This window comes from Pseudomonas sp. Fl5BN2 (assembly GCF_009908205.1).
In the GTDB taxonomy this organism is placed as follows: domain Bacteria; phylum Pseudomonadota; class Gammaproteobacteria; order Pseudomonadales; family Pseudomonadaceae; genus Aquipseudomonas.
The window spans coordinates 163078-176381 of sequence record NZ_JAAARL010000009.1 but is presented as its reverse complement, the minus strand read 5'-3'; the positions used below and the strand labels follow the sequence as shown (position 1 = coordinate 176381).

Below are 13304 nucleotides of genomic sequence, written 5' to 3'. Positions count from 1 at the left end.
GAAGAGGGCGACTAACCTGCGGTCGGATCATCATGACACAAGCCTTCGGCCAAACATAACCGAGACTCAACGGGATGCCAGAACAGAGGCAGTCTATTAGGACAATAGTCGGCGGTAGTTGTTCTGAATCTGTCGAAGTAGGACAATTGCCGGCTTCTCGACATCATCAGCGACCTTGAATGGCCTTCCTTGCACTCGGTATTAACCACAAGACTGCTTCTGTAGACGTCCGCGAGCGCGTGGCCTTTACCCCTGAGCAGTTGGTTGAGGCCTTGCAGCAGCTCTGCCGACTCACCGACAGCCGCGAAGCTGCGATCCTCTCCACCTGCAATCGCAGTGAGCTCTATATAGAACAGGATCATCTTTCTGCGGATGCGGTACTGCGCTGGCTGGCGGATTATCACCACCTGAGCCTAGACGAGCTGCGCGCCAGTGCCTATGTGCATGAAGACGATGCGGCAGTTCGTCACATGATGCGGGTGGCCTCGGGCCTGGATTCGCTGGTGTTGGGCGAGCCGCAGATTCTCGGGCAGATGAAGTCCGCCTACGCCGTGGCCCGCGAGGCCGGCACCGTCGGACCGTTGCTGGGGCGGCTGTTCCAGGCGACGTTCAGTGCTGCCAAGCAGGTGCGCACCGATACGGCTATCGGCGAGAACCCGGTGTCCGTGGCCTTTGCCGCGGTGAGCCTGGCGAAACAGATTTTCAGTGATCTGCAGCGCAGCCAGGCGCTGCTGATCGGCGCGGGCGAGACCATTACCCTGGTCGCCCGGCACCTGCATGACCTGGGCGTCAAACGTATTGTGGTGGCCAACCGCACCCTGGAGCGTGCCAGCCTTTTGGCGGAGCAGTTCGGCGCCCACGCGGTGTTGCTGTCGGATATTCCTCAGGCGCTGGTGCATAGCGATATTGTCATCAGCTCGACGGCCAGCCAGCTACCTATTCTCGGGAAGGGTGCCGTGGAAAGCGCGTTGAAGCTGCGTAAGCACAAGCCGATCTTCATGGTGGACATCGCCGTTCCTCGGGATATCGAACCAGAAGTCGGCGAGTTGGACGACGTTTACCTGTATACCGTCGACGATCTGCACGAAGTGGTCGCGGAAAACCTCAAGAGCCGTCAAGGCGCGGCCCAAGCCGCTGAGGAGTTGGTGAACATTGGCGCCGAGGATTTCATGGTGCGCCTGCGGGAACTGGCGGCGGTGGACGTGCTCAAGGCCTATCGTCAACAAAGCGAGCGCCTGCGTGACGAAGAACTGCAGAAAGCCCTGCGCATGCTGGCCAATGGCAGCGGTGCAGAGGAGGTCCTGGCCCAACTGGCCCGCGGCCTGACCAACAAATTGCTGCACGCGCCGAGTGTGCAACTGAAAAAGCTCTCTGCCGAAGGCCGCCTCGATGCGCTGGCCATGGCCCAAGAACTGTTTGCCCTCGGTGAGGGCTCTTCGGATAAAACCCCGTAATGAAAGCGTCACTGCTCAATAAACTGGACATCCTCCAGGACCGTTTCGAGGAATTGACCGCCTTGCTCGGCGATGGCGAAGTCATTGCCGATCAGACCAAGTTCCGTGCCTATTCCAAGGAATACGCAGAAGTCGAGCCGATCGTGGCCACCTATAAGCAGGTGCTCAAGGTCCAGGCTGATCTTGAAGGCGCTCAGGCCCTGCTCAAGGACAGCGATCCAGACCTGCGGGAAATGGCTGTCGAGGAAGTGCGCGATGCCAAGGAGCAATTGGCCGAGCTGGAAAGTACCTTGCAGCGCATGTTGTTGCCCAAGGACCCGAACGACGGACGCAACGTATTCCTGGAAATCCGCGCCGGCACTGGCGGTGATGAGGCGGCAATCTTCTCCGGCGACCTGTTCCGCATGTATTCCCGTTATGCCGAGCGGCGTGGCTGGCGGCTGGAGATCCTCTCGGAAAACGAGGGTGAGCACGGCGGCTATAAGGAAGTGATTGCCCGGGTCGAAGGCGACAGCGTCTACGGCAAGCTGAAGTTCGAGTCCGGCGTGCACCGTGTACAGCGGGTGCCGGCCACTGAATCCCAGGGGCGTATCCACACCTCCGCCTGCACCGTGGCGGTGCTGCCGGAGCCGGATGAACAGGAAACCATCGAGATCAACCCGGCAGACTTGCGCGTCGATACCTATCGCTCCTCGGGCGCTGGCGGTCAGCACGTGAACAAGACTGATTCGGCGATCCGCATTACCCACCTTCCTTCGGGAATCGTGGTGGAGTGCCAGGAAGAGCGTTCCCAGCACAAGAACCGGGCGCGAGCCATGTCCTGGCTGTCGGCCAAGCTCAACGACCAGCAGACCAGCGCGGCGGCCAACGCGATCGCCAGCGAGCGCAAGTTGCTGGTGGGCTCGGGGGACCGCTCCGAGCGCATTCGCACCTATAACTTCCCCCAGGGGCGGGTCACTGATCACCGGGTCAACCTGACCCTGTATTCCCTGGACGAAATCCTTGCTGGGGGCGTGGACGCGGTGATCGAACCGCTACTGGCTGAATATCAGGCCGATCAACTTGCGGCATTGGGTGAGTAAATGACCATCATCGCCAGCCTGCTGCGCGCAGCCCAATTGCCCGATTCGCCGACTTCGCGCCTGGATGCCGAATTGCTCCTGGCCGCGGCCCTGGGCAAGCCCCGCAGTTTTCTTCACACCTGGCCGGAGCGCATAGTGCCCAGCGAGGCGGCACTGTTGTTCGCCGAGTATCTGCAACGGCGTCGCTCTGGCGAGCCGGTGGCCTACATCCTCGGCCAGCAGGGTTTCTGGAAGCTCGATCTGGAAGTGGCCCCCCATACGCTGATCCCGCGTCCTGACACTGAACTGCTGGTGGAAGCGGCGCTGGAGTTGCTGCCAGCGACCCCGGCCAAGGTACTCGACCTGGGTACTGGCAGTGGGGCCATCGCCCTGGCCCTGGCCAGCGAGCGCCCGGCCTGGAAGGTCACCGCGGTGGATCGGGTGCTGGAGGCCGTGGCCCTGGCCGAGCGCAATCGTCAGCGCTTGCAACTGGACAACGTCACGGTGCTCAGCAGTCACTGGTTCAGTGCCATCGAGTCCCAGCGCTTCCAGTTGATCATCAGTAATCCTCCGTACATTGCCGAGGCCGATCCGCACCTGGTGGCCGGTGATGTGCGTTTCGAACCGGAAAGTGCCCTGGTCGCGGGCAAGGATGGCCTGGATGATCTGCGGCTGATTGTTGCGCAGGCTCCGCAACACCTGGAAGCCGGCGGCTGGCTGATGCTCGAACATGGTTACGACCAGGCAACTGCGGTGCGTGAGTTGTTGACCGAGCAAGGCTTTGTCGAAGTCCATAGCCGGGTCGACCTGGGTGGGCATGAGCGCATCAGCCTCGGGAGCCTGCCGTGCTGACGGACCAGGAACTGCTGCGCTATAGCCGGCAGATTCTGTTGCAGCACGTTGATATCGACGGCCAACTGCGCCTCAAGCAGAGCCGGGTGCTGATTGTCGGCCTCGGCGGCCTCGGTGCGCCGGCGGCGCTGTACCTGGCGGCAGCCGGTGTCGGCGAACTGCACCTGGCAGACTTCGACTCGGTGGACCTGACCAACCTGCAGCGTCAGATCATCCACGACAGCAACAGTGTTGGGGTCAGTAAAGTGGATTCGGCCATCAGCCGGTTGTCCGCCCTCAATCCGCAAATCCGTCTGGTGCCCCATCCCGTGGCGCTGGATGCCGACTCCCTGGCCGCCGCTGTGGCGGCCGTGGACCTGGTCCTCGACTGCTGTGACAACTTCGCTACCCGTGAGGCGGTGAATGCCGCTTGCATGGCTGCCGGTAAACCCCTGGTCAGCGGTGCGGCAATTCGCCTGGAAGGGCAGTTGTCAGTGTTCGACCCGCGTCGTCCTGAGAGCCCTTGCTACCACTGTCTGTATGGCCACGGCAGCGAAGCCGAACTGACCTGCAGCGAAGCCGGGGTCCTGGGCCCGCTGGTGGGAGTGGTGGGCAGCCTGCAGGCGTTGGAAGCCTTGAAACTGTTGGCTGGTTTTGGCGAACCGCTGGTGGGCCGGTTGCTACTGATCGATGCGCTGGGCACGCGTTTTCGTGAACTGCGAGTCAAACGCGACCCAGGCTGCAGTGTCTGTGGTGCGCATCGTGAGTGAGGCGCCGATCGGCGTGTTCGACTCCGGCGTCGGCGGTCTGTCGGTGCTGGCGGAAATTCAACAATTGCTGCCCCGGGAGTCGCTGTTGTACTTCGGTGACTGCGGGCATATCCCCTATGGCGAAAAGACCCCCGAATTCATTCGCCATCGTTGCGGCCTGATGGCGCGGTTCTTTCGCGAGCAGGGAGCCAAGGCGCTGGTGCTGGCCTGCAACACCGCCACGGTGGCCGGGGTCGCCGAGCTGCGCCGGGATTACCCGGACTGGCCGATCGTTGGCATGGAGCCTGCGGTCAAGCCCGCGGCGGCGGCGACCCGCAGCGGCGTGGTCGGGGTGCTGGCCACCACCGGGACCTTGCAAAGTGCCAAGTTCGCCGCCTTGCTCGATCGTTTTGCTACCGATGTGAAGGTCGTTACCCAGCCCTGCCCGGGCCTAGTGGAGATGATCGAAAACGGCGATCTGCACAGCGCTGCCCTGCGTCAGTTGCTGCAGGGCTATGTCGAGCCGCTGCTGGCCGCCGGTTGCGACACCATTATCCTGGGCTGTACCCATTATCCGTTTCTCAAGCCTCTGCTGGTGCAGATGCTGCCTGCCCACATCAGCCTGATCGACACTGGCGCCGCTGTTGCCCGGCAGTTGCAGCGCTTGCTGGACGAGGGCCATCTGCGCGCCCGGGACGTGGCTCGCGAGACGCTGTTCTGGACCAGTGGCGATGTCCCGCATTTTGCTCGGGTACTGCCACTGCTGTGGAAAGAACCTGGCAGGGTTCAGCGTTTCGAGTTGTGAAAGAAATGTGAAATGACCGCGGTCGACGCTGAACTTCTGAGCGCGCGTGGACTTCTATAACTTATGCACAAGGTTGTACAAAACCCTACAAAATCGTCGAAAAAAGGATGTTTCTGATGAAGCGACTGTTCTGCCTGACCGCCTTGGCGGCCGCGTTGCTGGGGCACGGTTTTTCCGCTCAGGCGGCCGGTGTCGAGTTTTCCGTAGGGCAAACCGGAGATTCGACTCAGACTTATCGGCTGGGCATGCAATGGGATTGGGACAAGAGCTGGCTGCAAAGTGATGTCGGTCGCCTGACCGGCTACTGGAGCGGTGCCTACACCTATTGGGATGGCGATAAACGGTCGAGTAACCACAGCTTGTCGTTCTCGCCGGTGCTGGTCTACGAATTTGCCGGCAACAATGTCAAACCCTACATCGAAGCTGGGATCGGGGTGGCAGCCTTTGCCCACACTGAGGTCGAAGACAACAAGCTGGGTTCTTCCTTCCAGTTTGAGGACCGCATCGGTTTTGGCCTGCGTTTCGCTGGGGGGCATGAGGTCGGCATCCGCGCCACGCACTATTCCAATGCCGGGATTCAAACGCCCAACGAGGGAATCGAAAGCTACGCCCTGCATTACACGATGCCGCTGTAACGCCTGTTCAGCGATACGCCGTGGTAATTCCCTGGCGTTCGCTCAGGCAGTCCGCTTCTCCCAGTTCGAATTCGCGACAGATCAAGGGACGCAGCTCATAGATGCTGCAACGCATGCTGTCGCGATCGAGTGCTGCGCACCAGCCGTCGTCCAGGCGGCGCATGACTTCGCCGCCCCAATCGTCGGTATCGATAAAGCGCTCGGGCACCCCGGTGTCGGTGATCAGCATGACTTCCAGCTGACAGCAACAGGCGGCACAGGTCGAGCAACTGATGGCCGGTTCGGGGATGGCGGTAACGGGGATGGTGATCATAGGCGCGCAGTGTAAGGCAGTGGGCATGGGCTGTGTTAAAGCCCTGACGGACGCTCAATCCTGGGCCGTCAGTTCAGGCTCTTCGGGAGCGGGGCGCGCCAGCACGTGCAGCAGTGGCAAGAGCATTGCCCAGAGCAGCCCCAAGCCGATCAAGGTCGGCCACAAGCCATAGGCAAAACCCACCCCGGCCAGTCGTCCCCCGGCGTAATACGACAGCGGTCCGAACAGCGCGCCCAAAGCGCTGGCCAGCCACCAGCGGCGTGCGGTCCAGGCCAGGCAATGGCGCAGGGTCGTTCCCAGTAAGGCCCAGAGCAGCATCAGCCAGAGCGGAATCAGCAGGCTCACCTGCTTGAACTGGAACACCCCCAGCCAGTGCAGGAAACTGTCCAGGGTGATGCCGATCAGGGCAATCCCGATGATCATGCGCCCTTCGCCGGTCCAACTGCCGATCCACAGGAAGTGCACCATCAGGATCGCCGCCGCCAATAGCAGCCAGGGACTGTCGCCACTGAGCACGCAGATGAACCAGCCCAGCTGGAACAGCATTGCGTTGGCCAGTTGCTTACGCATCGAAGCGGCCCAGCAGCGGCTGCGGTGCTGCCGCGGGTTTGGCCAGGAGCAGTTGCGCAGTGCCGATGGTGCGCTCAAGGAAACCGCCTTCGCAGTAGCACAGGTAGAACTCCCACAGCCGCAGGAAATACTCGTCGTAGCCCAGCTCGGTCAGACGGCCGTGGGCGCGCCGGAAGTTCTCGTGCCACAGGCGCAGGGTGCGGGCGTAGTGCAAGCCGAAGTCCTCCATGTGCAGCAGGTTCATGTCGGTATCGCGACTGACCACTTCGAGCATTTTCTGCACGCAGGGCAGGGCCCCGCCGGGGAAGATATAGCGTTGGATGAAATCCACGCCGTTCTTTGCTTGTTCATATCGCTGGTCGCGGATGGTGATGGCCTGCAGCAGCATCAGGCCGTTGCTTTTCAACAACTGGGCGCATTGCTTGAAGTAGGTGGGCAGGAAGCGGTGGCCCACGGCTTCGATCATCTCGATGGACACCAGCTTGTCGTACTGCCCGGTCAGGTCGCGATAGTCCTCCAGCAGCAGGGTGACCCTGTCCTGCAGGCCGGCCGCCTCGATCCGTTGCCGGGTAAAGGCGAACTGCTCTTTGGACAGGGTTGTGGTGGTGACCTGGCAACCATAATGCTGCGCCGCGTACAGGGCCATGCTGCCCCAGCCGGTGCCAATCTCCAGCAGATGATCCTCGGGTTGCAGGGCCAGTTTCTGGCAGATGCGCTCCAGCTTGTTCAACTGGGCCTGCTCCAGGCTGTCGTCGTCACGGCGGAACTGTGCTGCGGAGTACATCATGGTGGGGTCGAGGAACTGCTCGAACAGCTCATTGCCGAGGTCGTAGTGGGCGGCGATGTTTTTCTGCGAACCCTTGCGGGTATTGCGATTGAGCCAGTGCAGGCCACGCACCAGCGGCCTGCCGAGTCTTGCCAGGCCGCCCTCCATGGCGTCCAGCACCTCCAGGTTGCTGACGAATACGCGGACCACCGCTGTCAGGTCCGGGGTGCTCCAGTAACCGTGGATGAAGGCTTCGCCGGCGCCGATCGAACCACTGCTGGCGACCAAGCCCCAGGCGTTACTGTCATGGATATGGATTTCTCCGAGCAAGGCCGCTGCGCTGCTGCCGAATACCAGGCGCTCACCGTCTTCGATGATCACCAGTTGCCCGTGCCTGAGCTGCGCCAGTTGTCGCAGCACGGCACGGCGCAGCAGGCTGGCGGTAAGGCCGTGGGTGCTGAACAGCGTGGGCTTGGCCGATACGCTAGAGGATTTCATGGCGGCGATCCTTGGGTTGTACAGCGGCTGTGCGATAGGCGCCGGTGGCGGCCTCGTGGGGTACAAACTCGATGCCCTTGCCGACCAGGCGCAGGGCTTGCCAGTAGATCGCCAGGCAGGTCTTGGCAGTCATCCACGGAAAGCGCAGCAGGTACTGATGCAGGCTGCGGCGATCCAGGGCCTGGCGTTGCAGGTTGAGGGTGGCGTCGAACACCTTGAGCTCGCCTTGCCAGTCGGCCATGTGCACGCCAAGCCGGTCGGCAGGAGGGCTGAAACTCATGCGGTATTGCAGGTCCCGGGGCAGGAACGGCGACACGTGAAAAGCCTTGGCCACAGCGAAGTGTTGGTGTTGCGCGGTTTCGGCACTGTCGGCGCTGGCTGGCAGCACATAGTGGTAGCGCTCGCGCCAGGGCGTGTTGGTGACCTCGCAGAGAATCGCCGCCAGTTGCCCATCCGCTTCAAAGCAGTAGAAGAAACTCACCGGGTTGAAGGCCAGGCCCCAGCTGCGTACTTGGGTCAGCAGGCGCACGGCGCCTTGCGGCGTATGGCCGATGGCCTCGCTTACTTGCTGGCGTACCGCGTCTATCAGGCGCATGCCCTGGCTGGTGAAGGTTTTCAGGTAGTCGCTTTCCCGGAAGGAGAACGGCGCGAAGCGGCTCTGGCCGGCCAGGGGCGAAAGACCCAGCACCGCCTCCTGTTCATCCAGGTCCAGGTACAGCAAGCCGATCCTGTACCGGAAGGCATGGCCTTTGGGGACGAAGCGCCGGTGGCTGATCCAGCCGCTGTACAGGGCACTGTTCACAATTGTTCTCCAAAGGCCTGGGCCACGCGCAAGGCGCTGACCACGCCGTCTTCGTGGAAACCGTTGGCCCAGTAGGCACCGCAGTAGAAGCTGTGATGGGCACCCTGCAGTTCGCCCCAGCGTGCTTGGGCCGCCACTGCACCAAGGCTGTATTGCGGATGGGCGTAGGTGTAGCGGGCGAGAACTTTCGAGGGGTCGATGGCCTCGCTCTGGTTGAGGCTGACGCAGAAGGTGGTGGCGCTCTGCAGACCCTGGAGAATGTTCATGTCGTAGGTCACCGCGGCAGCTTTCTCGCCGCGGCTGTCGAGGCGATAGTTCCAGCTGGCCCAGGCCAGGCGGCGGCGTGGCAGCAGCCGGGTATCGGTGTGCAGCACCACTTCGTTGTCGGCGTAGGGCAGGGCCTGGAGAATCTCCCGTTCGGCATGGCTCGGACTGGCCAGCAGTTGCAGGGCCTGGTCGCTGTGGCAGGCGAACACCACCTTGTCGAAACGCTCGCTGCCCGCGGCACTGTGGATCACCACCCCGAGTGCGTCGCGTTCGACCCGCTGCACTGGGCAATCGAGGCGGATGTGCTGGTGGAACGAGGCGGTCAATGGCTCGATGTAGCGGCTCGAGCCGCCTTCGATCACGCACCATTGCGGGCGGTTGCTCACTGACAACAGGCCGTGGTTCTTGAAGAAGCGCACAAAGAACTGCAGGGGGAAGCCGAGCATCTGCACGGGCGACATCGACCAGATCGCCGCACCCATGGGCACGATGTAGTGCTGGATGAAGCGTTCGCCGTAACCCCGGCTTTTCAGGTAGTCGCCGAGGGTGGTGTCGGCGGCGATCCGTTGGTGCTGCAAGTCGAGCTGGGAGGCTTTGTTGAAGCGCAGGATGTCCCGCAGCATGCCCCAGAAGCCCGGCGACAGCAGGTTGCGGCGCTGGGCGAAGAGGCTGTTGAGGTTGTTGCCGTTGTACTCCAGGCCCGAGATTGGGTCGCAGACCGAGAAGCTCATTTCGGTGGGTTTGAACCTGACCCCTATCTGTCCCAGCAGGCGGATGAAGTTGGGGTAGGTCCAGTCGTTGAAAACGATGAAGCCGGTGTCCACCGCCTGGGTTTCGCCGTTCAGGCTGACATCCACGGTATGGGTATGGCCGCCGATCCAGCTGCCGGCTTCGTATACCCGGATGTCATGGCGGCGATTGAGTACATAGGCGCAGGTCAGGCCGGCGATACCGCTGCCGATGATGGCTATTTTCACGATGCATCCCCCGTGCGGGCCAGGCGCTTGGCGATCGCCAGTTGCAGCCGGCCGGGCAGCCAGGCCAGGAACCTGAGGCCGAAGATGAACGGGGTTGGGAAAGCGATCTCCAGGTCCCGGTGTGGCAGGCGAGTGTGGATATGCCGGGCGGCCTTGTCGGCGGGCCAGCTCATGGGCATGGGAAAGTCGTTGTGCGCGGTCAGCGGGGTGTCGACGAAGCCCGGGCTGACCAGGGTGACATCGATGCCTTCGGCGGCGAGGTCGATGCGCAAGGATTGCAGCAGGTAGCGCAGCGCGGCCTTGGAGGCACCGTAGGCGCCGGCCCGGGGCAGCGGCAGGTAGGTCACGGAGCTGGCCACGCCGACCAGATGCGGGCGATTGCCGGCGCGCAACAACGGCAGCGCGGCTTCGATGCAATAGCTGGCGGACAGCAGATTGCTGCTCAACACGCGTTCGATCATTGCCGCTTCGAACTGCCGCACGTCGATGTATTCACAGGCCCCGGCATTGAGGATCGCACTGTCCAGGGCGCCCCAGGCCTGGGCGATGCGTTTGCCGATCTCGCGCACTTGCAGGGCGTCGGTGAGATCGCCGGGTACCACCAGTACCCGGCCCGGATAGCGCTGGGACAGGGCTTCCAGGGGCTCGCGTGAGCGCGCACTGACGGCCACCTGGGCGCCGGACTTGAGCAGTTCCTCGGCCAGTGCCGCGCCGATCCCGCTGCTGGCGCCGGTGAGCCATATCCGCCGTGGCATTGCCGCGTTCATCCGAGTCTCCTTTTCAGCCAGGCGATCACCCGGCCGAGGATGGGCAGGTGTTCGTAGAGCAAGGCGCCGGCGTCGAAATAGTCGCGGTGACGGTAGACCTTGCCGTCGCGCCAATGCAGGTGCGAGCAGCCAGGGACTCGAATCCACTGGCCGCCTTCGAGGCGCGGGTGGCGGTAGCTCATGGTCCAGCGCAGATAGCCCTGGCCATCGCCGCAGGTATCGGCGCCGTGGAACTCGAAGCGCAACTCGCTGATGTTGGCGTACAGCTCGACGAAGTAGTTCTGCAGGCGTGGCAGCCCGTGCACTTCATGCAGCGGATCGGTGAACTGGATGTCCTCGCTGTAGAGCTGGCCCAGGCGCTGCAGGCTGTGCTTGTCGAGGCTGGCGAAATCCCGGGCGAAGTGTTCGAGGAAGTCACTCATGGGCACCTCCCGCATCCAGGCGCGAAGGCAACGCCTTGAATGCTGCCAGGGCACGCTCCCGGGACATCGACAGGTTGACCATGGGGGCTGGATAGTCGGCGACGCCGAACAGGCCACCCAGCGCAGCAGGGTTGTGGATATCTTTTTTGTTCAGCCCCGCCAGTTGCGGTAGCCAGTGCTTGATGAAGCGTCCCTCGGCGTCGAAGCGTTCTGACTGGCTCACAGGGTTGAAGATGCGGAAGTAGGGCGCTGCATCGGTGCCGGTCGAAGAACTCCACTGCCAGCCACCGTTGTTCGCCGCGAGGTCGCCGTCGATCAGGTGCTGCATGAAGAAACGCTCGCCCTCGCGCCAGTCGATCAGCAAGTTCTTGGTCAGGAACATTGCCACCACCATTCGCAGGCGGTTGTGCATCCAGCCGGTCTCCAGCAACTGGCGCATGGCGGCGTCGATGATCGGCAGGCCGGTGCGCGCTTGCTGCCAGGCTTCCAGCTCTTCGGGCGCGTCGCGCCAGGCCACGGCTTCGGTTTCCGGGCGGAAGGCCCGATGTCTGGAAACCCGTGGGTAGCCCACCAGGATGTGTTTGTAGAACTCGCGCCACAGCAACTCGTTGATCCAGGTGACGGCGCCGGGGTTGCCGCTTTCAAACTCCCCCTGGTTGCCGCGCAAGGCGGCGTGCAGGCACTGCCGGGGTGAGATCACGCCGGCGGCGAGGTAGGGTGAAAGCTGGCTGGTGCCGGGTTTTGCCGGGAAGTCGCGCTCGCTCTGGTAGTAGGTGATCTGCTCGTCGGTGAACTGTTCGAGGCGCTCCTGGGCTTCACTCTCACCGGCTGGCCACAAATCCTGCAGTGACTGGCTGGGACGTGGGAAACCTTCGATCTGACGCGGCAGTGGATCGGCATTGATCGACAGTCGCTGTTGCGCCTTGGGCGTGCTCACCAGAGCGGGTAGTGCGCTGTGCAGACGGCTGTAGCAGACCTTGCGGAACTGGCTGAACACCTGGAAGTAGCTGCCGCTTTTGGTCAGTACGCTGCCGGGCTGGAACAGCAGTTGATCGAGGTAGCCCCGGACATTCACATCGGCATTTTCCAGGGCCTGGGTCACGGCCGCATCGCGCCGACTCTCGTGGATGCCGTATTCCTCGTTGAAGTGCAGCATCTGTACCTGCAACTGTCGGCACAGCTCCAGCAGGACCTGGGGCGCCTGGTCCCAGGTAGTGGCGCTGCGGATCAGCAAGGGGATGTTCAATTGGTCCAGAGCGGTGCTCAGGTGCTGCAGGTTGCGCAGCCAGAAGTCGACTTTGCACGGTGCGTCATCGTGGGCCAGCCATTGCTCCGGGCTCAGCAGGTACACCGCTACGGTCGGCCCCCGTTGCATGGCGGCGCTCAGAGCGGTGTTGTCATGTAGGCGCAGGTCGCTGCGTAGCCAGATCAGTTGCATGCCGGTTCCCGGATTAGAAGAGTCCTCGCTGAAGCAGTGCCTGGTAAGCCGCAATCGGGTCTTGGGCCAGGTTCAGATCAGCGACTCGTGTGATACATACGGACCACTCGGCGGGGTGGATGCACACCGCGGGTCCTGCGATGAATTTTTTGCAGGTAATGCCGTTGAGCAACTTGGGCAGGTGCGTGGGGTTCAAGGTCTTGCTGGAGTACAGCAGCAGGCCGCGGGCCTGCAGGCGCTCGACAGCCAGGGCCAGTTCGGCTCCGGGCAGTGGCCAGTCGAAGACTTCCACCGGGCAGTCGGCGCTGCTGGCCAGCCAGGCGGTCAGCCACAGGTGGGGCTCCAGGGCCAGGTCAGACTGGTTGACCAGCAGCAGCGGGGGGCCCTGCAGTTGACGATTGTTGTGGTAGATCCGGGCGCCCAGCTTGCTGCGCAGCCAGGAATAGAAAAATACCTGCTCCATCTGGCTGCCGAACTGGCCTTGCCAGTGCTGCTCCAGTTCCGCCAGCAGTGGCATCAGCAATTGCTCGCACAAGGTGCGCGGCGGATAGAGCGCCATGGCCTGGTTGAAGACATCGTCGACTTTGCGCTCGGCCAATTGGCTGATGGCTTGGCTCAGGCTTTGGCGCAACCGCTGCCAGTCATTCTCGGCAGGCGCGCTGTGGGCAGGAGTGTTGTCTAGCAGATGCTTGACCTGGCTGACCGCGACCCCGCGATTGAGCCAGGTGAGGATGGTCAGGACCTGTTGCACCTGTTCCTGGGAAAACAGTCGGTGGCCCTTGGGCGTACGCAGCGGCACGATCAGCCCGTAACGGCGTTCCCAGGCCCGCAGGGTTACCGCATTGACCCCGGTCTGGCGTGCCACTTCACGGATCGGCAGCCAGCCTTCATCCAGGGCGCGCTGGTACTGGGTGCTGTTATCGTCGGCCTGTTGGCTCGGCTGTTTCAT

At 62.7% G+C, this 13304-nt stretch carries 15 protein-coding genes; 6 read left to right on the top strand and 9 right to left on the bottom strand.

Annotation, left to right across the window (positions count from 1 at the left end; translation table 11 throughout):
* The first annotated feature begins 179 nt into the window (after positions 1 to 179).
* The 6 genes from hemA (at position 180) to GV819_RS14845 (ending at position 5535) form a co-directional block, all read left to right on the top strand.
* On the top strand, positions 180 to 1454 hold the full coding sequence (gene hemA, locus GV819_RS14870) for a glutamyl-tRNA reductase (RefSeq protein WP_161756803.1): 1275 nt from the start codon (positions 180 to 182) through the stop codon (positions 1452 to 1454).
* On the top strand, positions 1454 to 2536 hold the full coding sequence (prfA, locus tag GV819_RS14865; RefSeq protein WP_161756802.1) for a peptide chain release factor 1: 1083 nt from the start codon (positions 1454 to 1456) through the stop codon (positions 2534 to 2536). Before hemA ends, prfA begins: the two co-directional genes overlap by 1 nt.
* Positions 2537 to 3367: a peptide chain release factor N(5)-glutamine methyltransferase gene (prmC, locus tag GV819_RS14860; protein WP_161756801.1), complete on the top strand. Its 831-nt coding sequence runs from the start codon at positions 2537 to 2539 to the stop codon at positions 3365 to 3367.
* The gene (moeB, locus tag GV819_RS14855) at positions 3361 to 4116 is read left to right on the top strand and encodes a molybdopterin-synthase adenylyltransferase MoeB (protein ID WP_161756800.1); all 756 of its coding nucleotides are present in this window, start codon (positions 3361 to 3363) and stop codon (positions 4114 to 4116) included. The genes prmC and moeB overlap by 7 nt, the downstream gene beginning before the upstream one ends.
* Entirely contained in the window at positions 4109 to 4900 is a 792-nt protein-coding gene (murI, locus tag GV819_RS14850; RefSeq protein ID WP_161756799.1) for a glutamate racemase, read from the top strand. The genes moeB and murI overlap by 8 nt, the downstream gene beginning before the upstream one ends.
* Before the next feature lie 116 nt (positions 4901 to 5016).
* Positions 5017 to 5535, top strand: coding sequence for an acyloxyacyl hydrolase (locus GV819_RS14845; protein WP_161756798.1), 519 nt, complete (start codon positions 5017 to 5019; stop codon positions 5533 to 5535).
* Between the two features lie 7 nt (positions 5536 to 5542).
* Here the strand turns inward: GV819_RS14845 and GV819_RS14840 are convergent, their stop codons facing one another.
* From GV819_RS14840 to GV819_RS14800, 9 genes are read right to left on the bottom strand one after another with little or no spacing between them, the layout of a single operon-like run.
* The gene (locus GV819_RS14840) at positions 5543 to 5848 is read right to left on the bottom strand and encodes a YkgJ family cysteine cluster protein (protein WP_161756797.1); all 306 of its coding nucleotides are present in this window, start codon (positions 5846 to 5848) and stop codon (positions 5543 to 5545) included.
* 54 nt (positions 5849 to 5902) lie between these two features.
* Positions 5903 to 6418, bottom strand: a complete 516-nt coding sequence (locus GV819_RS14835; RefSeq protein ID WP_161756796.1) for a DUF2878 domain-containing protein — start codon at positions 6416 to 6418, stop codon at positions 5903 to 5905.
* Positions 6411 to 7682: an SAM-dependent methyltransferase gene (locus GV819_RS14830; protein WP_161756795.1), complete on the bottom strand. Its 1272-nt coding sequence runs from the start codon at positions 7680 to 7682 to the stop codon at positions 6411 to 6413. The genes GV819_RS14835 and GV819_RS14830 overlap by 8 nt, the downstream gene beginning before the upstream one ends.
* Positions 7669 to 8484 (bottom strand): DUF1365 domain-containing protein, encoded by an 816-nt coding sequence (locus tag GV819_RS14825; RefSeq protein ID WP_161756794.1) that lies wholly within the window; start codon positions 8482 to 8484, stop codon positions 7669 to 7671. Before GV819_RS14825 ends, GV819_RS14830 begins: the two co-directional genes overlap by 14 nt.
* A complete protein-coding gene (locus GV819_RS14820) occupies positions 8481 to 9728 on the bottom strand; it encodes an NAD(P)/FAD-dependent oxidoreductase (protein WP_161756793.1) in 1248 nt (415 codons plus the stop codon). The genes GV819_RS14825 and GV819_RS14820 overlap by 4 nt, the downstream gene beginning before the upstream one ends.
* Positions 9725 to 10495, bottom strand: a complete 771-nt coding sequence (locus tag GV819_RS14815; protein ID WP_161756792.1) for an SDR family NAD(P)-dependent oxidoreductase — start codon at positions 10493 to 10495, stop codon at positions 9725 to 9727. The genes GV819_RS14820 and GV819_RS14815 overlap by 4 nt, the downstream gene beginning before the upstream one ends.
* Positions 10492 to 10917 (bottom strand): nuclear transport factor 2 family protein, encoded by a 426-nt coding sequence (locus GV819_RS14810; protein WP_161756791.1) that lies wholly within the window; start codon positions 10915 to 10917, stop codon positions 10492 to 10494. The genes GV819_RS14815 and GV819_RS14810 overlap by 4 nt, the downstream gene beginning before the upstream one ends.
* Positions 10910 to 12355 (bottom strand): deoxyribodipyrimidine photo-lyase, encoded by a 1446-nt coding sequence (phrB, locus tag GV819_RS14805; RefSeq protein WP_161756790.1) that lies wholly within the window; start codon positions 12353 to 12355, stop codon positions 10910 to 10912. The genes GV819_RS14810 and phrB overlap by 8 nt, the downstream gene beginning before the upstream one ends.
* Before the next feature lie 13 nt (positions 12356 to 12368).
* Complete coding sequence (locus tag GV819_RS14800) at positions 12369 to 13304, bottom strand: MerR family transcriptional regulator (RefSeq protein WP_161756789.1); 936 nt, start codon at positions 13302 to 13304, stop codon at positions 12369 to 12371.

What these genes read in the sequence shown, in the direction of transcription:
- hemA (WP_161756803.1), top strand. Translation starts at nt 180, where the DNA reads ATGGCCTTCCTTGCACTCGGTATTAACCACAAGACTGCTTCTGTAGAC.
- prfA (WP_161756802.1), top strand. Translation starts at nt 1,454, where the DNA reads ATGAAAGCGTCACTGCTCAATAAACTGGACATCCTCCAGGACCGTTTC.
- prmC (WP_161756801.1), top strand. Translation starts at nt 2,537, where the DNA reads ATGACCATCATCGCCAGCCTGCTGCGCGCAGCCCAATTGCCCGATTCG.
- GV819_RS14845 (WP_161756798.1), top strand. Translation starts at nt 5,017, where the DNA reads ATGAAGCGACTGTTCTGCCTGACCGCCTTGGCGGCCGCGTTGCTGGGG.
- GV819_RS14840 (WP_161756797.1), bottom strand. Translation starts at nt 5,848, where the DNA reads ATGATCACCATCCCCGTTACCGCCATCCCCGAACCGGCCATCAGTTGC.
- GV819_RS14835 (WP_161756796.1), bottom strand. Translation starts at nt 6,418, where the DNA reads ATGCGTAAGCAACTGGCCAACGCAATGCTGTTCCAGCTGGGCTGGTTC.
- GV819_RS14830 (WP_161756795.1), bottom strand. Translation starts at nt 7,682, where the DNA reads ATGAAATCCTCTAGCGTATCGGCCAAGCCCACGCTGTTCAGCACCCAC.
- GV819_RS14815 (WP_161756792.1), bottom strand. Translation starts at nt 10,495, where the DNA reads ATGAACGCGGCAATGCCACGGCGGATATGGCTCACCGGCGCCAGCAGC.
- GV819_RS14810 (WP_161756791.1), bottom strand. Translation starts at nt 10,917, where the DNA reads ATGAGTGACTTCCTCGAACACTTCGCCCGGGATTTCGCCAGCCTCGAC.
- phrB (WP_161756790.1), bottom strand. Translation starts at nt 12,355, where the DNA reads ATGCAACTGATCTGGCTACGCAGCGACCTGCGCCTACATGACAACACC.
- GV819_RS14800 (WP_161756789.1), bottom strand. Translation starts at nt 13,304, where the DNA reads ATGAAACAGCCGAGCCAACAGGCCGACGATAACAGCACCCAGTACCAG.